A 22716-nucleotide genomic window follows, 5' to 3' on the forward strand; every position below is an offset into this window, starting at 1 on the left:
GCCCGTGACCATCCCACCACAGGAGGGCTTCATGCCTTCGCTCCCTCACCCCCTGTCGCGGCGTCGCTTCCTCGGTTATGGCTCCGCCGGCGCGGCCGCCGTGCTGCTGGGGACCGGTGCCTGGAACGCCGCCGGTGCGATGCCGCTGGCCAGCGGCGCCGGCGACCCGTTCACCCTCGGAGTCGCGTCGGGTGACCCGTTGCCCGGCGGCGTCGTGCTCTGGACCCGGCTCGCGCCGAAGCCGTACGAGGCCGACGGCTTCGGCGGCATGCCGCGCACGCCGGTCCGCGTCGAGTACGAGGTCTCGCTCGACGAGCGGTTCCGTGCGGTGATCCGCCGCGGTTCCGTGGTCGCCACGCCCGAACTCGGCCACTCCGTGCACCCCGAGATCCACGGGCTCGCGCCGGACCACGAGTACTTCTACCGCTTCCGCACCGGCGGCGTGATCTCGCCGGTCGGCCGCACCCGGACGGCGCCCGTCGCGTGGTCGTCGCCGCGTGAGCTGAACTTCGCGTTCGCGTCCTGCCAGAACTGGGAGGCCGGGCACTTCACCGCGTACGACCACATGGCGGCCGAGGACCTCGACCTGGTCGTGCACCTGGGTGACTACCTCTACGAAAGCGGCGTCACCGGGGTCGGCCGCGGTACGCCGGTGGGGCCGCAGTTCAAGGGCGAGACCTTCGACCTGGCCCGGTATCGGCTCCAGTACGCGCTTTACAAGTCCGAAGCGCCGCTGATGGCCGCGCACGCCGCCTTCCCGTGGATCCACGTCAACGACGACCACGAGGTCGAGAACAACTGGGCGGGCGACCACTCGCAGGCCGACAACGAGCCCGACCAGGACCCGGTGGTGTTCCGCCAGCGCCGTGCCCAGGCGTTCCAGGCGATGTACGAGCACCTGCCGTACCGCATCGCGCAGCTGCCGAAGGGGCCGGACGCGCGTCTGCACCGGCGGCTGAGCTACGGCACGCTGGCCGACTTCACCATGCTCGACACCCGCCAGTACCGCGACGACCAGCCGTGCGGCGACGGCCAGTCGGCGAACTGCACGGAGCGGTTCGACGAGGACCGCACACTGCTCGGCTCGGAACAGCGGAAGTGGCTGCTCGACGGCTTCTCCCGGTCCCACGCGCGGTGGCAGATCCTGGGCAACCAGGCGCCGATGGGCCAGACCGACACCGACGCGGGCGAGGCGACCAACGTCTACCTCGACCCGTGGGACGGCTACGTCGCCGACCGCGACCGCGTGCTCGCGGCGGCGCAGGAGCGGGGTGTGCGGAATCTGGTGGTCATCACCGGTGACCGGCACCAGAATTACGCCTGGGACCTCAAGAAGAACTTCGGCGACCCGGGCTCGCCCACGGTGGCGAGCGAGTTCGTCGGGACGTCGATCACCAGCGGTGGCAACGGCGCCGACATGACGCCCGCCGGGGAGAACCTGCTGAAGGCCAACCCGCACATGAAGTTCTTCAACAACCAACGCGGGTACGTCCGGGTCAACGTCAATCGGCACCGCTGGCAGAGCGACTTCCGGGTGGTGCCGTTCGTGAACACCCCCGGCGCGCCGATCAGCACGCGGGCCAGTTACGTCGTCGAAGACCGGCGCCCCGGCGTTCAGTCCGCCTGAGCGGGCAGGAGGGCGGCGTACACCTCGCGTACCGACGCGGGTGGCGCCGCCTTCCTGAGCGTCGCCGGATCGACGAAGACGTAGCGGGTCTTCACTTCCGTGCACAGGTCACCGCCACGGGTGATCTCGAAGTCGATGATCAGCGACGTCGTGCCGAGGTGGTTCAGGAACACGGCCACGACCAGTTCGTCGTCGTAGCGGCAGGGCGCCCGGTAACGGAGGTTCGATTCGGCGACGACGACGTCGACACCGCGCGCCAAGGCTTCTTCGTGGGAGCCGAAGAGGACTTTCTCCACTTCGAACATGGCCATGTCGACGTACGCGAGGTAGTTCGCGTTGAAGACGATGCCCTGCCCGTCGCACTCGTGGTAGCGGACGCGCAGCGGCATTTCGACGATCGGTTTCCGTGGCTCGGTCACGGTTCCAACCTACGTGAAGGGCCCTTCCCCCTCAGCGGGGAAAGGGCCCTTCACCCCGGGCTCAGTCGATGAAGTCGATGTTCGGATAGCGCGGCGACTCACGGTCGAGCAGATGCCGGTCACGGCCCTTCAAGTGCAGATCGAAGAACGCGCCGACGTACTCCCGCTGCGCGGCCAGCGATCGGCGGGGATCGATGGTGCCGATGACCGCCTCCCGCTTCTCCGGCGTCACCCGCGAACTCAGCTGCGGCACGACGACCTGAAGATCGCTGTACGCCATGTGGGTACTGCCGCCGCGCAGGAGCAGATCCCGCTTCCAGCCGCGCTGGTTGGCCCAGAAATCCGCCCAGCTCCGGTCGAATTCGGGAGTCCGGTGGGTGTGCTGGAGCGGTTTCCCGTCCTGGCCGACCCCTTCGGCGCCCATCAGCATGAACGGCCGGTCCAGGCCGCGTTTCGTGACTTCGCCCGGTACGTAAGGGCTCCCGGGCGGGTAACCGAAGGCGGTCGCCATCGCGCCGTCCAGGTTGATCCCGGCGTCGATCCGGCGGTCCTGCACCATCGTCTCACCGGAGGTGAACCCGCCGTAGGAATGCCCATAGGCGCCGACGCGGGACAGGTCGAGGGACCGGCCGAGATCGCGGGGGAGCGGCCGGTTCTCCGCGTCCGGGTTCTGGCCGCGGGCGAGCTTGGCGAGCTGGTCGAGGACGAAGCGGGTGTCGCCGACGCGCGCGTCGAGCGCCTTCTTCATGAACTCGGGGCCTTCACCCGGCGGGAGCGCCGGTTCGAGCCGTCCACCGGGGAATTCGACGGCCGCGCTCTCGTAGGTGTGCGAGAGCGCGACGACGACATACCCGCGGCTCGCCAGGTCGTCCACGAGAGCCGAGTAGGTCTCACGTGGCGCACCGAAGCCGGGGGAGAAGAGCGTGACCGGCTTCGGCGCGCCGTGCGCGGCGGGGACGCCGAGTTCGGCGTTGCGTTTCGCGGACTTCCAATCGATGGAACCCGCCGGGAGATCGAGATAGTCCTTGCCCGCGAGGATCTGGTCGACTACCGAGCCCAAGGCGGGACCGACCCACGGTGCGCGCGGCCCGTGGGCGGACCGTGGGTCGGCTGGGTAGGTGACGGTGACCATGAGCTCCCGGCGCCGCTCCGGCTTCCACGGATCGGAGCGGGCGTTGTCGACGAGATGGAGGTCGGTGGTGCCGACGTCGTAGTGACCGGTGAGGGCCGGTGCGGTGAGTTCGACCTGTTCGGCCGCGACGGCGGGGGCCGCCGTCGCGAGCCCGCCCGCGAGCGCGAGGCCCGCGATCAGCGCCGAACCCCGTACCACCCTGGTGTGTCTCGATGACACTGTGGAGTCCTTCCGGATCGGGGCGGCCCGGTGGCCGCCTGTTTCCGACCCTGGCAGCGCCCCGGGGTGACCGCATCCCTCTGAGGTTTGAGCGTGGGTCACCCGTGCAGGGCACGGTAGGCCGACGCGGCCCCAGGGTGCAGCGGCACCTGGCCGGTGCCGATCAGCGTCCGGACGTCGAGGAACTGGGTCCCGACGGCGGGTGCCGGGACGAGGTCGGCGGCGTGCCCGGCCAGTACCCGCGCGACCGCGGCCGCGGCGTCCTCGGGCAGGGAAGGCGCCGCCAGCAGCAGGTTCGCGACGCCGATCGTCCGCAGCTCACCGACCCCTTGATACGCCTGCGCCGGGACGTGGACCTGGTCGTACACCGGGCCGTAGCCCGCGCGCAGGGCGGGAAGGTGGGTGTCGAGCGGGAGGAGCGTGATCGGGGTCGTCCGGTTCAGCTCGGTGAGCGCGGGTGTGGGGATACCGCCGGACCAGAACAGCGCGTCGACCTCGTGCGCGACCAGCGCGTTGATCGCCTCGCCGAGGAGGAGGTTCTTCGCGTGCACCGGGATCTCCGCGCGGGCGAACAGCCGCGTGCTGAACACCGCGACGCCGGATCCGTTCGCGCCCATCGCCACCGGCCGCCCGGCCAGATCGGACAGGGACCGCACGCCGACGTCCGCGCGGACCACGAGCTGGTGGTAGTTCTCGTAGACGCGGCCGATGGCCGAGAACGCGATCGGGACGGAGAACGGCGCCGCTCCGGCGAGGGCGGATTCGGCGACGTCGCCGAGGACGAGCCCGAGATCGGCCCGCCCGTCCCGTAGCCGGCGCAGGTTCTCGACACTGGCCTCGGTCGCGACGGCCGTCGCGTGCAGCCGCGGTTCCGCCCGGTTCAGCTGCTGGGCGAGCAGTTCCGCGAAGGCGAGATAGAAGCCGCCGCTCTCGCCCGCAGCGATGACGACCTCGCGTTCCGGGCCCTGGTATCCCGCCGTGGAACAGCCCGCGAGCGTGGCGAGTCCGGCGAGCAGCGCGGTACGCCTGGTGACGGTCACGGTGTGCCCCCTGCCGCGAGCGGGAGTTCGACGCGGACTTCGAGTCCGTGCGGTTTCGCCTCGCGCAATTCGAGCTTCCCGCCCCGGGCGAGCACGTGCTGGCTCGCGATCGCGAGGCCCAGACCGGTACCGCGCGGGGCGCCGTCGCCACCGGCCCGCCAGAACCGCTCCGTCGCGCGCTCTCGGTCCTCTGTGGACAGTCCAGGGCCGTTGTCGGACACGAAGAGCGTCGCCGTCGTGTCGCCGATCTCGTAGCCGGTGGTGATCGTGGCGCCGCGTCCGGCGTAGTGCACCGCGTTGTCCAGCAGGACATCCAGCACCTGGGCCAGTTCGCTTTCCTCGCAGCGCACCGGCACCGGCTCGTCGTGGCCTTCCGCGGCCGCGAGGCCGACTCCCGCGTCGTCGGCCGACGGGCGCCACGCGTCGACCCGTTCGGCCAGCACCGCCGGGAGGTCACAGGGTTCGTCGCCGGATTCGCCGGCGGCGAGCCGGGTCGCGGCGCTCTCGGCGAGCGCCAGCGCGAGCAGCCCGTCGAGCAACGACTCAAGGCGTTCGACTTCGGCGACGGTCGCCCGGTAGGCCCGCTGACCGTCGCCGTCGACCTGCGCGGCCAGGGAATCCACCCGCAGACGCAAGGCTGCCATGGGATTCCGCAGCTGGTGCGACGCGTCCGCGACGAGCCGCCGCTGCTGTTCGGACGCCTCGACGACGGCGTCGGACATCCGGTTGAACGACGTCGCGAGCGAACGCAGCTCCTTCGGCCCGGCCCGGTCGGGGACCTGGGCGCGATGCCCTCCGGTGACCGCCCGCACGCCGGTCTCCAGTTCGTGCAGCGGCCGCACCATCCAGCGGGCCAGGAGGACCGCGAGCAGCACGAACACCGCCGCGACCAGCACCGCGCCCGCCACGATCGCCGCCCAGCGGGCGGTGACGTCGGCCGCCGCGGTGGTGACCGACGCGCGAAGCACGACCACTCCGGCCACCCGGGTCCCGGTCCCCACCGGACGGGCGAAGTAGACCGGATCCGCCGACCACGGGCTCACCTGCTCGGGTCCTTTCGCGGGCTGGTTGCGCAACGCGGACTCGACAAGCGAGCTGACGACCGGCTCCGCGGCCGTCATCCCGCCGGTCTCGACCAGCGGCACTCCGCGCGCGTCGACGACCACGACGGCCTCGCCGTATAACGACGAATACCTCGCGGCGTCGACGGCCAGCGTGGTCGGGTCGTCGGCGTCGACGGCCTGCTGAGCGAGGACGACGAACCGGTCGACGTCGGCGTTGCGGGCGATGACCAGCTGCTGGGTCCGCTGCGCGGCGGTCGACCCGAACAGCGGGATCGCGAACGCGGCGACCACGGTCAGCGCGAGCGCGACGAGGACGACCAGCAGCCGGGTGCGCACCGGTCAGTCCCGGCCCAGCCGGTAGCCGAATCCCCGGATCGTGGTCAGCAGGCCCGGCCGGTCCAGCTTCGCCCGAAGCTGCGTCAGGTGTACGTCCAGCGAACGCGAGACGGCGAGGTAGGCGTCGCCCCAGACCTCGTCCATCACCTGCTGACGGCTCACCGCGGTCCCCGGCCGGGCGGCGAGCACGGCCAGCACGGCGAATTCCTTGGCGGTGAGCCCGATGTCGGTCCCGTCGACCAGTACGCGCCGGGCCCCGAGGTCGATCTCGACGTCCTCGACGCGCACGATGCCGTCCTGCGGCGTGGCCGAGACCGCGGCGCGGCGGACGACCGCGTCCATCCTCGCCAGCAGTTCGGCCAGGCGGACCGGTTTGGTCAGGTAGTCGTCGGCGCCGAGCCGCAGCCCGCGTACGACGGATCGTTCGTCCCCGCTCGCGGTGAGCACGAGCACCGGCACGGGGGAGACCTGCCGGACCTTCCTGAGCACGTCGAGCCCGTGCATGTCCGGCAGGTTGAGATCGAGCAGGATCACGTCGGCGGCGCGATGCCGGTGCAGCGCGTCGCTCCCGCGGATCGCGTGGGAGACGGTGTGGCCGCGCGTCTGCAGCGCTTCGGCGAGCGCGTCGGCGACACCGGCGTCGTCCTCGACGAGCAGCACCCGCACGGCCACACCTTCCCGCCTAGCCTTCGCGGCTGGACACGAGCTCGGGCTCGGGCTGCTTCTTCTCCAGCTCCGAGGTCTTCGAGGTTTCCCGCATTGTGCCGTACACGATGAGCGACACCAGGACACAGCCCGCGACGTAGTAGAAGAACACCGATTCGTGGCCGGCGCCCTTGAGCGCCTGCGCGATGAGCTCGGCGGTGCCGCCGAAGATCGCCACGGTGAGGGCGTAGGGGAGACCGACGCCGATCGCGCGGATCTTCGTCGGGAACAGCTCGGCCTTCACGATCGCGTTGATCGACGTGTACCCGGTGACGATCACGAGCCCGGACAGCATCAGCAGGAAGGCGAGCACCGGCTGCTTGGTCGCGCCCATCAGCGTCATGATCGGGACGGTCAGCAGCGTGCCGCCGATCCCGAAGAACATCAGCAGCGGGCGGCGGCCGATGCGGTCGGACAGCTTCCCGGCCAGGGGCTGCAGGATCGCGGCGACGAGGATCGCGCAGAACAGGATCAGCGTGACCGTCCGGCGCGGGATGCCCGCGGTGTTCTCCATGAACTTCTGGCTGTAGGTGGCGAAGGTGTAGAACGACACCGTGCCGCCGAGGGTGAGGCCGACGACGAGCGCGATCTCCTTGGGGTACTTGATCAGCGCGCGCAGCGTGCCCTTGTCGCCCGCGTCCTTGCCGGTGCCGGAGGCCTTGGTCTCCTCGAAGCTGGCCGACTCGTCCATCCCGCGGCGCAGGATCATCACCACGACCGCGGCGAGCGCGCCGACGACGAACGCGATCCGCCAGCCCCACGAGGTCAGCTGCTGCTCGGTGAGGATGGCCTGCAGCAGGAGCTGGAGGCCGAGCGCCAGCAGCTGGCCGCCGTACAGCGTCACGTACTGGAAGCTGGAGTAGAAGCCGCGCTTGCCCGGAGTGGCCACTTCGGACAGATAGGTCGCGGAGGTCGAGTACTCGCCGCCGACCGAGAGCCCCTGGATGAGCCGGGCCACCAGCAGCAGGATCGGCGCGGCGATCCCGATCGTGGCGTAGGTCGGGGTCAGCGCGATCATCAGTGACCCCGCCGCCATCAACGTGACGGAAAGCACGAGTGCGCTTCGTCGCCCGAAGCGGTCGGCGAACCGGCCCAGCATCCAGCCGCCGAGCGGCCGCATGAGGAAGCCGACGGCGAACACCGCCGCGGTGCCGAGGAAGGCCGCCGTCGTGTCCTTGGTGGGGAAGAAGGACTTGGCGAAGTACGTGGTGAAGGCGGCGTAGGCGTACCAGTCGTACCACTCGACCAGGTTGCCGATGGAGCCGCGCAGCACGTTGCCGACGACTCGCCTCTCGCTTACGGGCGGCGACGCTTCGCCGATCCGGGTTGTCATCTTTGACCTCCTGTGTTCCGGCTCACGGTGAACAATCCGTGACGGCCGGGCAAGGTTTCGGCCTGGTTCCTAACATCCGCTTAGGACGGTCGCGGTTACCCGGAGGTAGGGGTGGCGCGGCTCTGTCGTGCGCCGGGCGAGCCGATAGCCTCAGTGCCGTCACGGACGAAGACGAGGCGAGGAGAGCTGAAGTGGGACGGTCGGTACTGGTCACCGGCGGCAATCGCGGCATCGGTCTGGCGATCGCGCAGGACCTCGCGGCGCAGGGGCACAAGGTCGCGATCACGCACCGCGGTTCCGGCGCGCCCGACGGCCTCTTCGGGGTGCAGGCCGACGTCACGGACGCCGAGCAGATCGACGCCGCCTTCAAGCTCGTCGAGGAGCACCAGGGCCCGGTCGAGGTCCTCGTCGCGAACGCCGGCATGACCGACGACACGCTGCTCATGCGCATGAGCGAGGAGCAGTTCACCCGCGTCGTCGACGCCAACCTCACCGGCGCCTACCGGGTCGCCAAGCGCGCCTCCCGCGGCATGCTGCGCGGCAAGTGGGGGCGCTACATCTTCATCTCGTCCGTCGTCGGCCTCACCGGGTCGGCCGGTCAGGTCAACTACGCGGCGAGCAAGGCCGGTCTCGTCGGCCTCGCCCGCTCGCTCGCCCGTGAGCTGGGCTCTCGCAACATCACCTCGAACGTCATCGCCCCGGGCTTCGTCGCCACGGACATGACCGACGAACTCGGCGAGGACCGCAAGAAGGAGATCCTCGCCCAGGTTCCCTCCGGCCGGTACGCCGAGCCGTCGGAGATCGCCGCCGCCGTCCGCTACCTCGCTTCCGAAGAGGCCGGTTACGTCAACGGCGCGGTGCTGCCGGTCGACGGCGGCCTCGGCATGGGCCACTGACGTCCCCGTTTTCCCGTACTGATCGCAACCACTCCGGACTGGAGGTCCCGTGCCAGGACTGCTCGAAGGCAAGCGCCTGCTGATCACCGGCGTCATCACCGACGCCTCGCTCGCGTTCCACGCGGCCAAGATCGCGCAGCAGGAGGGCGCGAAGGTCGTGCTCACCGGCTTCGGCAGGCTGTCGCTCGTCGAGCGCATCGCCAAGCGTCTCCCCGAGGAGGCGCCGGTGCTGGAGCTGGACGTCACCAACCAGGAACACCTCGACTCGCTCGCCGACCGCGTCCGTGAGCACGTCGACGGTCTCGACGGCGTGCTGCACTCGATCGGGTTCGCCCCGCAGTCCTGCCTCGGCGCGCCGTTCCTGGACGCCCCGGGCCAGGACGTGAAGGTGGCCGTCGACGTCTCGGCGTTCTCCTTCAAGTCCCTCGCCGTCGCGACCTTGCCGCTGCTCTCGCCCGGCTCGTCGATCGTCGGCATGGACTTCGACGCGCGCGTCGCCTGGCCCGTCTACAACTGGATGGGCGTGGCGAAGGCGGCGCTGGAGTCGGTGAACCGGTACCTGGCGCGCGACCTCGGCCCGAAGGGCATCCGGGTCAACCTGGTCAGCGCGGGTCCGATGAAGACCATGGCGGCGAAGTCGATCCCCGGTTTCTCCGAGCTGGAGGAGGGCTGGGGCGACCGCGCGCCGCTCGGCTGGGACAGCTCCGACCCGGACCCGACGGCGAAGTCGGTCTGTGCCGTGCTGTCGGACTGGCTGCCCGCCACGACCGGCTCGATGATCATGGTCGACGGCGGAGTGCACGCCCTCGGCATCTGAGTTCTTCCCTGCGCGTGAAGGCCCCCTTCCCTCTGCTCAGCCGAGGGAAGGGGGCCTTCACGCGTGTCAGGGCTAGACGGCGTTCGCGACGTGCCAGGAGTCTTCGAGCAGCAGGTACTTGGTGATCCGGCCGTGGTCGTCCACCGCGAACTCGATGGTGAAGGGTGAGTCGATCACCTTGCCGGTGCTGCGGATGATCGAGCGCAGGCGCCCGATCGCGACGGCGTGCGGCCCGTCGACGAGCACCCGTTCGACGTCGAACCGGTCCTTAATGATGCCCTTGTCCAGCAGGGCGTAGAACTCCCGGACCTCCGCCGGGTTCCGGCGCGGGCCGATCCACGGGACCAGATCCGTGGCGCCGGGGATGTCCCAGGCGACGTCGTCGGCGAAGAGTTCGGAGGCACCGTCGGTGTCCCCTGTGGACATTCGGCGGAAGAACTCGTCGAGGACGGTTCGGGTTCGATCGGACATGATTCCTTCTTTCCTTACTGGGTAACAGGTTCGCGAAGCAGACGGGTGTCGTCGGTGCGCTGGACACCGGCGGCGAAGGTGAGTGCGAGCACGGTGGCGGCCCCGAGTCCGACGCTCACCCACGCGACGCTGGGATAGCCGAGACCGGCGTCGATCGACTCGCCACCGAGCCAGGGACCGACGGTGTTGCCGACGTTGAAGGCGGCTGTCGTGCTCGCGCCGACGAGCGTGGGCGCGTTGCCCGCCACGGCGAACGCGCGGACGTTCAGGGCCGGGTTGATCCCGAATCCGGCGACGCCGAACAGGAACACGGCGAAGATCGCGACCGGGGTCGCCGGGCCCGAGAGCGCGAGCAGCACCAGGGCGAGCAGGGCGACGCCGAGACCGCCGTACAGGGTCGCGAAAGGCCTCGCGTCGGCGAGCCTGCCACCGGCGGTGATGCCGATCAGCGCGCCGAGCCCGAACAGCGACAGCACTCCCGGCACCCAGCTTTCCGGCAGCCCGGCGATCTCGGTCAGCAAGGGCGCGAGGTAGCTGAAGGTCGCGAAGATCATCGCCTGCGCGAGCGCGATCACGCCGAGCGCCAGCCAGAACCGGCCGCCGCGGTACAGCCGCAGTTCGGTCGCGACGTCGGTCTTGTCTTCGCCGTTCTGCGTCTCCGGGACGAGGAAGAAGACGCCGATCAACGCGATGACGGTCAGCGCCGTGACCGCCCAGAACGCCGCCCGCCAGCCCGCGTGCTGGCCGAGGAAGGTCCCGGCGGGCACGCCGGCGATGTTCGCGACGGTGAGCCCGCCGACCAGGATGGCCAGTGCGCGGCCGCGGCGTTCGACCGGGACCATCGCGACGGCGGTGGCCGCCGCGACCGCCCAGAACCCGGCGCAGGCGACGGCGCTGACGACGCGGGTCGCGAAGAGCAGGGCGTACCCGGACCCCAGCGCGCCGACGACGTGCGAGATCCCGAAGACGACGAGCAGCGCCATCAGGGTGGCGCGCCTCGGCACCCTCAGCGTCGCGATCGCGAGCAGGGGAGCGCCGACCACCATGCCGATCGCGAAGGCCGAGATGAGCAGCCCGGCCTCCGGGATGCCGACGTTCAGATCGGCCGCCATCCCCGGCAACAGGCCGGTGATCATGAACTCGGACGTGCCGAGCGCGAACACGCTCAGTCCGAGTACGCAGACTGCCAAAGGCACGGGAATTCCCTCCAGTTTTGTATTGATCAGTCCAAAATGTGGGCAGCGTTGCGCACAGGTTTTGCTTTGGTCTACTTCGCGGCGATCGCGTGCAGCGCGATGTCGGCGACGCCCTCCATGGCCCTTCGCCCGGCGCCGCGGCGGGACATCAGCCGGAGGCCGGCGACGGTGCTGTGCGCGAACTCGGCGATGTCGCCGGGCTCGCGAGCGCTGTCGATCGTCCCGTCGAGCTGTCCTTCCCTGGCGCAGGCCGAGAGAAGGGTGAGGTGCCGTGCGGTGTCGGCGTCGATCCGTGCCTTGATCTCGGGATCGCGGTCGCCGAACTCGGCCACGGTGTTGACCACGAGGCAGCCTCGGCCGTGGTGCGTGACTTCCTCGTCGATCGTGTACGAGAACAGGGCGCGGAATCGCTCGACGCCAGTCCCGGATTCCTCCAGCAAGGCCGTTCTGAGCACGATCCCGCGCTCGGCGTAGTGGTCGAGCGCGCGCATGAACAGCTCGTGCTTGCTGGTGAAGGTGTTGTAGATGCTGCTGCGGCCCAGGCCGGTGGCCTCGCAGAGCGCCTGCGTCGACGTGCCCTCGTAACCGCGGGCCCAGAACGCGTCCATGGCGCGCCCGATCGCCGCGCGCTCGTCGAATTCCTTCGGCCTGGCCATGGAATCGACCGTACCAGGTTTTGGATCGGTCGGTTCAAAATGGGCCGGGTCAGCGTGCGGGGCGCCACAACGGCAAGATGACAGGGTGGGTTACGACGCGCTGCTTTGGCTTTCGTTCGGTGGTCCCGAGGGGCCCGACGAGGTGATGCCGTTCCTGGAGAACGTCACCCGGGGACGGGGAGTCCCCCGGGAACGGCTGCTCGAGGTCTCAGAGCACTACCAGCACTTCGGCGGGGTCTCGCCGATCAACCGCCTGAACCGGGACGCGATCTCCGCCGTGGAGAAGCAACTCGCGGCCGCGGGGATCGATCTGCCCGTCCACTTCGGCAACCGCAACTGGCGGCCGATGGTCGAGGACACCCTCGCCGAGATCACCAAGGCGGGCGCTCAGCGCGTCCTGGTCTTCCCCACCAGCGCGTACGGCGGCTACTCCGCCTGCCGTCAGTACGACGAGGACATCGAGCGCGCCCGCGCGGCCGTCGGCGACGGCGCGCCGGAACTGGTGAAGCTGCGGCAGTTCTTCGACCACCCGCTGTTCATCGCGGCCTTCGTCGACGCAGTCCGCGCCGCGCACGCGGAACTGGGGAACAAGCCCGGAACGCGGACGGTCTTCTGCGCCCACTCGGTGCCCGAGTCCGCCGACACCGCGTCCGGGCCGCCCTCGGAAGGCGGACGCCGCTACTCGCGTCAGATCGCCGAGGCCGCCCGGCTCGTCGCGGCCGAAGCGGGGATCGAGGCCTACGACGTCGTCTGGCAGTCGCGCTCCGGTCCGCCGCAGGTGCCGTGGCTGGAGCCGGACATCGTCGACCACATCGACGCGCTGCACGCGGAAGGCGTCACCTCGGTGGTCGTCTGCCCGGTGGGTTTCGTGTCCGACCACCTCGAGGTGATCTGGGACCTCGACAACGAGGCCGCCGAGCGCGCCGCGGAGCACGGCATGGGCTTCGCGCGGGCCGCGACACCGGACACCGACCCGCGATTCGCGGAACTCGTCGTGGAACTGGTGCGGGAACACACGGAAGGGGCGCCGGCGCGGAAGCTGTCGCCGTTCCCGGCGGCCGGGTGCACGGTCAACGGGGCACCTTGCGCCGTCGGGTGCTGCGAGCCGGCGAAGCGCCCCTCGCGTCCGTAAGCGTTCGAGAGTGTCATGAAAGGGCCGTTCCTGACGAAATCCGTCAGGAACGGCCCTTTCATGACATCCGGGAACCCCAGAACCGCTCAGTCGTAGAAGCCCATGCTGGTGGACTCGTCCCGGACGAGGAACCGCGCCTTCGCGGTGATGTCCTGCTTGTAGCTGTCCAGCAAGCTGCCGGGGGTGTAGTCGTAGACCCGGGCGTCGATCTGGACGGTCTGGTCCTTGAAGCGGGCCGAGCAGCTCAGTGAAGAGCCGGAGAACTCGCCGCACTGAAGCGTGAGGCCGGGGTTCGGCCCGCCGATCATGCCCTCGGCCCGTCCTTTGATGTCGTACTGGACTTTGCCCGCGAGGTCCCGCGGTGAGTCCTCGCGATCCGCCACCGAGGTGGGCGCGGGGCTGGGGACGAGTTCCGTGGTGGCCTCGTCGTAGCTCGGCGCGCACGCGCTGAGCAGGGCGAGCGAGGCAACGGCGAGTACTGGAGCGGCGCGATGTGTCATGGGGTTTTCCTCGGGGTGGCGGTGATCCTCGACAGGTGGAGGTCGATCAGGGCGACGGCCTCTTCGCCGGTCTGGTAACCCAGCAGCACCGCGTCCCCCAGGCCGGACATCAGGGCCAGGAGCAGGCCGGCCTCGGTGGCGGGCTCGACGGTGGGCAGGAGATCGCCGTCGTCCCGCGCGGCGGCGATCATGGCCGCCACCGCGTCGCGGAGCTGGCCATGGCCGGTCCGGAAATGACCGGCGATCTCCGCATCCTTCAGCGCGCGCACCAGGAAGGCATTGGCGACCAGCGCGTCGTCCCGGGCGGCGTCGTCCAGGGGGAGGAGGGCGACGAGCAGGTCGCGCACGGTCGGGTCGGCCTCCGGTGGGGCGGCGGTGATCCGCTCTTCGAGTCCGCTTCGCAGGGTCGTCGTCGCGAAGCGCAGCATGTCGTCCCTCGACGCGAAGTAGTGCTGGACGAACCCTTTCGAGATCCCGGCTTCGGCCGCGACCTCGTTCAGGCTGACGCCTTCGAGTCCCCGGTCGGCCGCGATGCGGCGGACGGCCGCGGCGATCTGCTGCCGCCGGTGCTCGTGATCGACTCGCTTGGGCACCGCTCCTCCTTTTGGCAGTCCGATCAGATTGCCAACATATCACCAACTGCTTTACAATCCGATCGTACCGTAAAAAGAGGAGGGCGAAATGAAGCTGGGCGGGTTCGCCTCGTCGGAGGCGCGAGCCGAGTACGAGGCTGTGTACGAACGTGGTCTGGCGGCGTTGCCCACGCCGGCCGGGACGCACGACATCCAGACGGCGTTCGGGGTGGCGCGGGTGTACCGCTTCGGGCGGCCGGGCGGAACGCCGATCGTGCTGTTGCCCGGCCGGGCCGGGACCGTCGTGATGTGGGAGCCCAACCTCAAGGCGCTGCTGCGGCATGGCGAGGTCTACGCGATGGACCTCATCGGCGAGGCAGGACGCAGCGAACAGACCGCGCCCATCCGCGACGGCGCGGACCAGGCCGCCTGGCTGACCACGGTGCTCACGCACCTCGACCTGCCGTCCGTCCACCTGATCGGGTACTCGTTCGGCGGCTGGCTCGCGGCGAACTTCGCCGCGCGGGCACCGGAACGGCTCAAGTCGCTCACCGTGATCGACCCCGTGCTGACGTTCGGCGGCTTGACCGCGGGACTGGTCGTCCGAGCCACACTTTCCGCTGTCCCCGTCGTCGACCGGTGGGCCCGACCGTCGTTCCTCCGCTGGATCTCCGGGGGCGCGGAAGTCGATGCCACGGATCCGGTCGCGCGGGTGATCGACGAAGGAATGCGGACCTACCGCATCGCCCTGCCTGCCCCCAGGTTGTTCACCGACGAACAGTTGCGCTCACTGAAAATGCCCGTGCTGGCCCTCGTGGCCGGGCGCAGCGGCATCCATCATCCCGAACGCGCGGCCGCTCGTGCCCGCAAGCTCTTGCCGCAAGGACAGGTCGAGCTGTGGCCGTCGGCGACCCACGCGATCGCGGGCGAAGCGGCGGACGAGGTCAACGCGCGGATCTTGACCTTCCTGTCCGAATGCGACGCGGCCGGGAAGGCGCCCTCGTGACGGCGCGCGGGAGGAACCCGACGCTTTCGTTGCTGCTCTGGGACGTCGCGCTGCCGTTGGCCGCCTACTACGGGCTCCGGATCGCCGGGCAGAGCGAACAGGTCTCGTTGCTGGCCGGGGCCGTGCTGGCGGCTTGCCGGATCGCCTGGGTCGCGGTCCGTGACCGGTCCTTCGACGGCTTCGCCGCGTTGCTGGCCGGGGTCCTCGGGGTCGGGCTCGTGCTCTCCCTGGTCACTGGTGACGCGAAGTTCTTGCTGCTGAAGGAATCCTTCGCCACCGGGACAGCCGCGATCGTGCTGCTGGTGAGCTGTTTCAGCCGGACGCCGATGGTGCTCGTCGCCGTGCGCGCCGGTTCCAGTGCGGCGAAACGCGCCGAGATCGACAGGCTCAGTGACGAGGTGCCCGCCTTCCGCCGGGCCTTCACCCGGATGTCGGCGGTGTGGGGACTCGCTCTGCTGCTGGAGGCCGTGATCCGGGTGCCGCTGGTCTACCTCTTGTCGGCCGACGTGATGAACGCGCTCAGCGTGGTCCTGCTCGTCGCAGTCATCGGCGGTTTGTCCCTGTGGTCGGTCCGGTATGCCGAAAAGGTCCAGAAAAGGCACACCGTGTCCGCGTGACTACGGGTGCCTGTCCGCCTGCTCCGCGAACACCCGCACCGCTTCGTTGATGGCCGCACAGCGCGCGTTGCGGACGGCCTCGTTCAGCGGCCGCAAGGCTTCCGCTCGCTGAAGCGCCGCTGACGAGGAGAGCGCGCCGCCGGGGTCGTCGGACTCGGCGATGGCGAGGATCGCCGCGATCTCCTCGGACCGCTGCAGCACCCGCAGCGCCCGGCTGGGCATCCCGGCAGGCCAGGGCGAATCGGTCGCCGAGCGCAGCCGCGCCGAGAGTTCCGCTCGCACGCCCGGTCGTTCGCTGGCGACGTCCAGCGTCTGCAAAGCGCCGGCGCTCGCGCGGATCGCGTCGGTCAGGCCGTGCTCGGCCTCGCCCAGCGGGCGATATTCGAGGACGCCCGGTGTCGGCACCGAGTACACGGTCCACCGCATCAGGCCTTCGGCGATCGCCTCGGGCACCACGCCGTAGCCGAGATCTGGCAGCACTGCGGCATCGCCGGTCCGCAACGCGGCCTCGGTGAACGGCCCGCCACCGCCCAGTCCCCGGACGTCGCCGGGCACCGGGAGCAGCAGCTGCATGCTCTTCGCGCCTTGCGAGCGCAGGGCGAGCAGCAACTGGACCGGGGTCGCGGCCCGGTTGAACGCGAGTGGCAGGTCGAACGCTTCGGCGGCCGCCGCGTCGGCGGCGACGAAGTCGTGGGCTTCGCCCCAGACCTGAAGGGCGTCAAGGACGTCGTCGGAGGCGGCGGCTCCGTTCAGCCACGCCGAAGACCAGACCGCGAGGGTCGCACTAGGACGGCACACCGGACTGATTTTAGTCGGGCTTCGAAGCAGCGGGGCCGCCCGTCCCCGCGACGCGGACCACATCACCGTCTCCTCGGCGTGCGAACAACGACCGCAGGCGGGTCCCGTTGGCGATCACCGCGACACCGATCAGGACGAGCCCGCAGAGTCCTTGTTCCACCCGCATCCACACCGGCAGGAAGCCGGGGAGCGAGATCAGCACCGCGATGGCCACGACCATGGCCGCCGAGGCGATCCGCAGCCGCAGGTACGCGCCGCGACGCCCCCGTGTGGTCCCGACGACGAACAGGAACAGCACCACGGACGCGACGAGAACGCCCTCGCCGCGGACCCAGACGAGGTCGGTCACCAGATCCGGCCGGTTCCGCCAGAGGTAGGCCACGCCGAGGGTCAGGACACTGAGGCCGATATAGCAGGAGACGAGCACCTTGATCCGGCGGAAGTCGGCGCGGACGCGGGGGTGGCGGAGTTCGCCGTCCGGTATGGGTGGTTTCTTGGGCATGGATCCAGCCTTCCGGGATGGCGCGTCTCCCACATCGACCGATCCTTTGAGCCGCCCTCCACCGATCGGTTGATCCAGAGCTGGAGTTGCTTCACGTCGACAGGGGCCATGATCGCGACGTAGCGTCGAACGGGTGAACGATGTTCCCGCAAACCTGCCCCGGACCGCCGGGGACCTCCGCGCGGCGGGTCACCTGCCGCGTTCGATCAAACAAGAACTGCACGACAACCTGCTCGCCATGCTCCGCGCCGGGGAAGACCCCTGGCCGGGGATCGTCGGTTTCTCGCGGACCGTGGTGCCACAGCTGGAACGCGCGTTGCTGGCCGGGCACGACGTCGTCCTCCTCGGCGAACGCGGTCAGGGCAAGACGCGCCTGCTGCGCACCCTCGCGGGACTGCTCGACGAATGGACGCCCGTCATCGAGGGCGCCGAACTGGCGGAACACCCGCTCGACCCGATCACCCCGGAGTCACGCCGCCGTGCCGCCGAGCTCGGCGACGCCCTGCCGGTGACCTGGCGCCACCGCGACGAGCGGTACACGGAGAAACTGGCCACACCGGACACTTCGGTCGGTGACCTGATCGGCGACGTCGACCCGGTGAAGGTCGCCGAAGGCCGCAGCCTCGGCGATCCCGAGACCATCCACTTCGGACTCGTCCCGCGCGCCCACCGCGGCATCGTGGCGATCAACGAGCTGCCGGACCTCGCCGAGCGCATCCAGGTCGCGCTGCTGAACGTGATGGAGGAACGCGACATCCAGGTGCGCGGGTACACCCTGCGCCTGCCGCTGGACGTACTCCTGGTGTCGACGGCCAACCCGGAGGACTACACCAACCGCGGCCGCATCATCACCCCGCTCAAGGACCGGTTCGGCGCGGAGATCCGGACGCACTACCCGCTCGACGTCGACGCCGAGATCGCGGTCGTCCGGCAGGAGGCGCGTCTGGTCGCCGAGGTCGGCGAGCCGCTGCTGGAGGTGCTCGCGCGGTTCGTGCGGAACCTGCGTGAATCGCCGGCCATCGACCAGCGGTCCGGCGTCTCGGCCCGGTTCGCCGTCGCGGCGGCGGAAACCGTCGGCGCGGCCGCGCTGCGCCGGTCCGCGCTCACCGGCGAAGAGCCCGCCGTGGCGCGTCCGGTCGACCTCGACGCCGTACCCGCGGTTCTGCGCGGCAAGCTCGAATTCGAGCCGGGGGAGGAGGGACGCGAGACCGAGCACCTCGTGCACCTGCTGCGCCGGGCGGTCGCGGAGACGGCCCGTTCGCGGTTCGCCGGCCTGGACCTCGTGCCGCTGGCCGACGCCGTCGAGAACGGGCACCTGGTCGCGACCGGGGAACGCGTTCCCGGCAAGGACGTCCTCGCCGCCTTGCCCGAACTGCCGGTACTCCACGATGTCGCCGCGCGTGCCGGTGTCGGCCCGGACGAACCGGCGGGGCGGATCGCGGCGGCGGTCGAACTGGCGCTGGAATCGCTGTTCCTGTCGAGGAGACTCGCCAAAGACTCCGACGACTCGACGACCGTCTACGGCCGATGAGCTTCCTCCCTGAGGGATATTCGTACGGGCCGTGGCACGACGGCCCGGATCCGCTGGCGCCGCCGGCGGACCTGCGGGACGCGCTCGACGAGATCGGCCGCGACGTCATGGCGGGCGCCTCGCCCCGGTCCGCGCTGGAAGAGCTGCTGCGGCGCGGTACTCCGCGCACCGCCGGGCTGGACGAGCTGACCAGGCGGCTTTGGCAGCGCCGGTCGGAGATCCAGCGGCGGCATCGGCTGGGCGGCACGCTCCAGGAGGTCCGGCGGTTGCTGGACGAGGCGCTGGAGGCCGAGCGGCGAGAGCTGTTCCCCGATCCGGACGACGACGCCCGCTTCCGCGAGGCGCAGCTGGACGCCCTTCCGCCGGGAACGGCGGCGGCCGTCCGCGAACTCGGTCAGTACGACTGGCGCTCACAGCAGGGCAGGGAGAACTTCGAGAAGATCCGCGACCTGCTCGGCCGGGAACTGCTGGATTCCCGTTTCGAAGGGATGAAGGAAGCACTCCAGAACGCCGGACCGGAGGACGCCGAGCGGGCGAACAAGATGCTCGCCGACCTCAACGCACTCCTGGCCGCGCACGCCCAGGGGCGCGAGGACGTCCCCGAACGGTTCGCGGAGTTCATGCGTGAGCACGGCGAGTTCTTCCCGGAGAACCCGAAGAACGTCGAGGAGCTGATCGACGTCCTCGCTGCCCGCGCCGCCGCGGCCCAGCGGATGCTCAACTCGATGACGCCCGAGCAGCGCGCCGAACTGGCCGAGCTGTCCCAGCAGGCGTTCGGCGATCCCCGGCTCGCGCAACAGCTGTCCACTTTGGACGCCCAGCTGCGCGCGCTGCGGCCCGGCGAGGACTGGACGTCGTCGGAACGGTTCCGGGGCAACGATCCGCTCGGCCTCGGCGAGGGCGCCAGGGCGATGTCCGATCTGGCCGAACTGGACGCGCTGGCCGAACAACTCGGCCAGTCGTACCCGGGCGCGAGGCTGGAGGACATCGACGTCGACGCGCTGGAACGACAGCTCGGACCGGATGCCGGAGTCGACGCGCGGCGGCTGTCCGAACTGGAACGCGAGCTCCGCCGCCAAGGTCTGTTCGAACGAGCACCCGACGGCACGCTCCGGTTGTCCCCCAAGGCTTTGCGGCGGCTGGGGGAGACGGCGCTCGCCGACGTCGTGCACGCGTTGCGCGGCAAGACGGGGCAGCGGGAGACCGAGTCGGCCGGGGCCGCGGGCGAGCCGACCGGCGCGACCAGGCCGTGGCGGTTCGGGGACATGCAGCCGTGGGACGTCTCCCGGACGGTCCGCAACTCCGTCCTGCGCTCGGTTTCGGTGGGCGAGCGGTCGGTCCGGATGGACGTCTCCGACGTCGAGGTGATCGAGACCGAGCACCGGTCGCGCGCGGCGGTCGCGTTGCTCGTGGACACCTCGTGGTCGATGGTGCAGGAGGGCCGCTGGCTGCCGATGAAGCGGACGGCGCTCGCGCTGCACCAGCTGATCAGCACCCGGTTCCGCAACGACGCGCTTCAGCTGATCACCTTCGGCCGCTACGCGACATCGGTCGAACTGGCGGAGCTGGTGGGGCTCGAAGGCGCCTGGGAGCAGGGCACCAACGCCCACCACGCACTCCTGCTGGCCGGACGGCATCTGCGGCGGCACCCGGACGCGCAGCCGGTGGTCCTGATGGTGACCGACGGCGAGCCGACAGCGCATCTGGAGCCCGACGGCACGGCGGAATTCGACTACCCGCCCCAGCCGAGGACGCTGCTCAAGACACTGTCCGAAGTGGACCGGATGGCGAAACTGGGCGCGTCGGTGACGGTGTTCCGGCTCGGTGACGACCCGCGCCTGACGGAGTTCGTCGACCTGCTCGCACGCCGTTCGGGCGGCCGGGTGGTCGCCCCAGATCTCGACGGGCTCGGCGCCGCGGTGGTCGGCGACTACCTGCGGACGAGAAAGCGGTAGCTCAGCGGCCGGTCACCTTGATCCTGGCTCCCCGCGCCGGTTCCAGGGTGATCGGCCGCGACCGGATCCGTTCCGGCCGCGCGTGTTCCGGGGCGACGGCGAACCGGCCGAACAGCTCCCGCAGCACGATCGAGCCCTCCATCAACGAGAAGCCCGCGCCGAGGCACCGGCGCGCGCCACCGCCGAACGGCAGCCAGCTGCCCGCCGGGGGCGAACCGTCGAGGAACCGCCGGGGCCGGAAGAGCCTCGCATCGGGATGGTGATCGTCGTCGCCGTGGACGACGAGGATCGACGGCATGACGTCGAAGCCGGCAGGGATCCGGTAGCCGCCGATTTCGACGTCCTCGGTCAGCCGTCGAACGACCTCGCCCACCACGGGGCGCAGCCGCAACGACTCCTTCATCACCGCTTCGAGTGCCTTTTCGTCGCCTTCGTCCGCCGCCCGCGTGGTGAACGCGGCCTGCTCGGGATCCCGGGAAATCTCGTGCAGTGCCCAGGCGAGCGCGGTCGCCGTGGTTTCGTGCCCGGCGAGCAGCAGGGTGACCAGCTGGTCACGGAGCTCCGCGTCGCTCAGTTCGTCCCCGTCGGCGGGCACCGTGAGGAGGCGGGACAGGACGTCGGTCCGCTGGTCGAGATCGGACGCCTGGCGCCGTTCGGAGATCTCGGCGTAGAGCAGCTCGTCGACCCGGGCCTGTCGTTCGGCGTACGTGCGCCAGGGCCGGTAGCGCTGGAGGCGAGGACTCTGCCAGCCGATCACCTGGACCAGGTCGAGCTCCACCAGATGTCCGATCAGCCGCCGGAGTTCGTCGAGCCGCGGTCCTTCCGCGACACCGAACACGACCCGCAGGATGATCTCCAGCGTCAGCGCGCGCATCCGGTCGTGCGCGCCGAACGCCCGGTTCTGCGGCCAGCGGTCCAGTTCGGCCGTGGTCAGCTCGGTGATCATGGCGCGGTAGCCGCGCAGTGCCGCGCCGTTGAACGCGGGCATCAGCAGCTTCCGGGTGCGCAGATGGGTGTCTTCGTCGGTGACCAGGACGGAGTGGTCGCCCATGAGCGGCTTCAGGGTGACGTTGCCTTCGCCGCCGTGGAACGTCGTGACCGGCCCGGAGAACACGGTCTTGATGTCGTCGAGATCGGTGAGCATGACGATGTCGCGGTGTGGCGCGAACTTCATCCGGACGACGGATCCGTAGCGGCGCTTGAGCAGCGGAAGCACGTGATGCCGGAGGTTGCCCACGACGAGCGTCTGGACGAGGGCGGGCAGCGGTGGCCCCGGCGGCAGTGTGGTCGACGTGATGGTTCCGGCTCTCCCCATACCCCGGTTCTACGCGCGATGCGTGACGGAGTCCACCTACGCTGGGCCGATGGGGTATCCGGTGGGGAAGGTCGCGGAGCTGTCCGGGGTCACCGTGCGCACGCTGCATCACTACGACGAGATCGGCCTGGTGTCACCGAGCGGGCGGACGGCCGCCGGCTACCGCAGCTACAGCGATGACGACCTCGACCGCTTGCAGCGAGTCCTGTTCTACCGCGAACTCGGCTTCGGCCTGGACGCGATCGCGAAGGTCGTCGACGACCCGGAAGTGGACGCCCTGGAGCACCTGCGGCGTCAGCGCGCGCTGCTCGTGGAGCGGATCGGCGAGCTGACGCGGATGGCCGAATCCGTCGACCGGGTGATCGCGGCGAAGCAAGTCGGCAGCGCTTTGACGCCGGAAGAGCGGTTCGAGGTCTTCGGCGAGTTCCGCGAACCGGAGGGCTACGCGGAGGAGGCCGTCCGCCGTTGGGGTGAGACCTCGCAGTGGCGTGCGGCGGCCGTGCCACGGTCCAAGGAGGAGTGGATCGAGGCGGAGAAAGCCCGGCAGGACTGGGTCCGGCGGCTGCTCGACGTGGTCGACTCCGGCGCGCCCGCGGACAGCGCCGCGGCGATGGACCTCGCCGAGGAGCACCGCCGGATGCTCGTGGAGTTCATGGGCGAGTGCGGCCACGCGACGCACCGCGAGCTCGCCGGGCTGTACGCGACCGAACCGGTCCAGCTCGGCTTCCTGGTGCGCGAGCCGGACCAGCGGCCTGGCCTCGGCGAGTACATCCGGGACGCTGTCCACGCCAACGCCGACAGGGCCGGGAAATAGCGACTTCGGTTACTCCGGCCGTGTTCGTCTCCCACCGGACGGGAACGGCGTGGCGGCTCCGCT

Annotated in this window: 23 protein-coding genes; 9 read left to right on the forward strand and 14 right to left on the reverse strand. The window is 70.2% G+C overall.

Translation table 11 applies throughout. The annotated features are described in order from the left end of the window. The first annotated feature begins 31 nt into the window (after positions 1-31). Positions 32-1627 (forward strand): alkaline phosphatase D family protein, encoded by a 1596-nt coding sequence (locus IE302_RS03035; protein ID WP_191251481.1) that lies wholly within the window; start codon positions 32-34, stop codon positions 1625-1627. Here IE302_RS03035 and IE302_RS03040 read toward each other — a convergent pair. The 6 genes from IE302_RS03040 to IE302_RS03065 form a co-directional block, all read right to left on the reverse strand. Continuing rightward, positions 1615-2046, reverse strand: coding sequence for an acyl-CoA thioesterase (locus IE302_RS03040; RefSeq protein WP_191251483.1), 432 nt, complete (start codon positions 2044-2046; stop codon positions 1615-1617). The genes IE302_RS03035 and IE302_RS03040 overlap by 13 nt on opposite strands. Positions 2047-2107: 61 nt before the next feature. Then, the gene (locus IE302_RS03045; RefSeq protein WP_191251484.1) at positions 2108-3397 is read right to left on the reverse strand and encodes an alpha/beta hydrolase family protein; all 1290 of its coding nucleotides are present in this window, start codon (positions 3395-3397) and stop codon (positions 2108-2110) included. 98 nt (positions 3398-3495) lie between these two features. Then, entirely contained in the window at positions 3496-4437 is a 942-nt protein-coding gene (locus tag IE302_RS03050) for a TAXI family TRAP transporter solute-binding subunit (protein ID WP_191251486.1), read from the reverse strand. Further along, entirely contained in the window at positions 4434-5837 is a 1404-nt protein-coding gene (locus IE302_RS03055) for a sensor histidine kinase (RefSeq protein ID WP_191251488.1), read from the reverse strand. The genes IE302_RS03050 and IE302_RS03055 overlap by 4 nt, the downstream gene beginning before the upstream one ends. A gap of 3 nt (positions 5838-5840) precedes the next feature. Then, positions 5841-6503: a response regulator transcription factor gene (locus tag IE302_RS03060; protein ID WP_191251490.1), complete on the reverse strand. Its 663-nt coding sequence runs from the start codon at positions 6501-6503 to the stop codon at positions 5841-5843. Between the two features lie 16 nt (positions 6504-6519). Next, positions 6520-7875, reverse strand: coding sequence for an MFS transporter (locus IE302_RS03065; RefSeq protein ID WP_191251492.1), 1356 nt, complete (start codon positions 7873-7875; stop codon positions 6520-6522). 191 nt (positions 7876-8066) lie between these two features. On the opposite strand from IE302_RS03065, the gene fabG reads away from it, so the two are divergent. Continuing rightward, the gene (fabG, locus tag IE302_RS03070) at positions 8067-8771 is read left to right on the forward strand and encodes a beta-ketoacyl-ACP reductase (protein ID WP_191251494.1); all 705 of its coding nucleotides are present in this window, start codon (positions 8067-8069) and stop codon (positions 8769-8771) included. 49 nt (positions 8772-8820) lie between these two features. Continuing rightward, the gene (fabI, locus tag IE302_RS03075; RefSeq protein WP_191251496.1) at positions 8821-9588 is read left to right on the forward strand and encodes an enoyl-ACP reductase FabI; all 768 of its coding nucleotides are present in this window, start codon (positions 8821-8823) and stop codon (positions 9586-9588) included. Positions 9589-9660: 72 nt separating this feature from the next. On the opposite strand, the gene IE302_RS03080 is transcribed toward fabI, so the two are convergent. From IE302_RS03080 to IE302_RS03090, 3 genes are all read right to left on the reverse strand, one after another. Continuing rightward, positions 9661-10059 (reverse strand): nuclear transport factor 2 family protein, encoded by a 399-nt coding sequence (locus IE302_RS03080; protein ID WP_191251498.1) that lies wholly within the window; start codon positions 10057-10059, stop codon positions 9661-9663. 14 nt (positions 10060-10073) lie between these two features. Continuing rightward, positions 10074-11255 (reverse strand): Cmx/CmrA family chloramphenicol efflux MFS transporter, encoded by a 1182-nt coding sequence (locus tag IE302_RS03085; RefSeq protein ID WP_191251500.1) that lies wholly within the window; start codon positions 11253-11255, stop codon positions 10074-10076. Positions 11256-11326: 71 nt separating this feature from the next. Continuing rightward, positions 11327-11911 carry a TetR/AcrR family transcriptional regulator gene (locus tag IE302_RS03090; RefSeq protein WP_191251502.1) on the reverse strand — a complete coding sequence of 195 codons (585 nt, stop codon included), beginning with the start codon at positions 11909-11911 and terminating at the stop codon, positions 11327-11329. Between the two features lie 85 nt (positions 11912-11996). Here IE302_RS03090 and IE302_RS03095 point away from each other — a divergent pair, with 85 nt between their 5' ends. Next, positions 11997-13043, forward strand: coding sequence for a ferrochelatase (locus tag IE302_RS03095; protein WP_191251504.1), 1047 nt, complete (start codon positions 11997-11999; stop codon positions 13041-13043). An 86-nt stretch (positions 13044-13129) separates the two neighbouring features. On the opposite strand, the gene IE302_RS03100 is transcribed toward IE302_RS03095, so the two are convergent. Both IE302_RS03100 and IE302_RS03105 read right to left on the reverse strand, forming a co-directional pair. Beyond that, on the reverse strand, positions 13130-13543 hold the full coding sequence (locus IE302_RS03100; RefSeq protein WP_229907565.1) for a hypothetical protein: 414 nt from the start codon (positions 13541-13543) through the stop codon (positions 13130-13132). After that, positions 13540-14136 carry a TetR/AcrR family transcriptional regulator gene (locus IE302_RS03105; protein WP_191251506.1) on the reverse strand — a complete coding sequence of 199 codons (597 nt, stop codon included), beginning with the start codon at positions 14134-14136 and terminating at the stop codon, positions 13540-13542. Before IE302_RS03105 ends, IE302_RS03100 begins: the two co-directional genes overlap by 4 nt. 88 nt (positions 14137-14224) lie before the next feature. Here IE302_RS03105 and IE302_RS03110 point away from each other — a divergent pair, with 88 nt between their 5' ends. After that, positions 14225-15121 (forward strand): alpha/beta fold hydrolase, encoded by an 897-nt coding sequence (locus IE302_RS03110; RefSeq protein WP_191251508.1) that lies wholly within the window; start codon positions 14225-14227, stop codon positions 15119-15121. Next, on the forward strand, positions 15118-15738 hold the full coding sequence (locus tag IE302_RS03115; RefSeq protein WP_191251510.1) for a VC0807 family protein: 621 nt from the start codon (positions 15118-15120) through the stop codon (positions 15736-15738). Before IE302_RS03110 ends, IE302_RS03115 begins: the two co-directional genes overlap by 4 nt. Here the strand turns inward: IE302_RS03115 and IE302_RS03120 are convergent, their stop codons facing one another. Together IE302_RS03120 and IE302_RS03125 are read right to left on the reverse strand one after the other, a co-directional pair. Continuing rightward, a complete protein-coding gene (locus tag IE302_RS03120; RefSeq protein ID WP_191251512.1) occupies positions 15739-16536 on the reverse strand; it encodes an Rv1486c family protein in 798 nt (265 codons plus the stop codon). It lies immediately after the preceding gene. 10 nt (positions 16537-16546) lie between these two features. Further along, entirely contained in the window at positions 16547-17038 is a 492-nt protein-coding gene (locus IE302_RS03125; protein WP_229907566.1) for a hypothetical protein, read from the reverse strand. 133 nt (positions 17039-17171) lie between these two features. On the opposite strand from IE302_RS03125, the gene IE302_RS03130 reads away from it, so the two are divergent. Together IE302_RS03130 and IE302_RS03135 are read left to right on the forward strand one after the other, a co-directional pair. Beyond that, complete coding sequence (locus IE302_RS03130) at positions 17172-18569, forward strand: sigma 54-interacting transcriptional regulator (RefSeq protein ID WP_191251514.1); 1398 nt, start codon at positions 17172-17174, stop codon at positions 18567-18569. Further along, a complete protein-coding gene (locus IE302_RS03135; protein ID WP_191251516.1) occupies positions 18566-20524 on the forward strand; it encodes a vWA domain-containing protein in 1959 nt (652 codons plus the stop codon). The genes IE302_RS03130 and IE302_RS03135 overlap by 4 nt, the downstream gene beginning before the upstream one ends. Position 20525: 1 nt before the next feature. On the opposite strand, the gene IE302_RS03140 is transcribed toward IE302_RS03135, so the two are convergent. Further along, positions 20526-21839 carry a cytochrome P450 gene (locus IE302_RS03140; RefSeq protein WP_191251518.1) on the reverse strand — a complete coding sequence of 438 codons (1314 nt, stop codon included), beginning with the start codon at positions 21837-21839 and terminating at the stop codon, positions 20526-20528. Between the two features lie 49 nt (positions 21840-21888). On the opposite strand from IE302_RS03140, the gene IE302_RS03145 reads away from it, so the two are divergent. Then, complete coding sequence (locus tag IE302_RS03145) at positions 21889-22653, forward strand: MerR family transcriptional regulator (protein WP_191251520.1); 765 nt, start codon at positions 21889-21891, stop codon at positions 22651-22653. The last annotated feature ends 63 nt before the right edge of the window (positions 22654-22716 follow it).

Source organism: Amycolatopsis oliviviridis, from assembly GCF_014654365.1.
Classification (GTDB): Bacteria; Actinomycetota; Actinomycetes; order Mycobacteriales; family Pseudonocardiaceae; genus Amycolatopsis; species Amycolatopsis oliviviridis.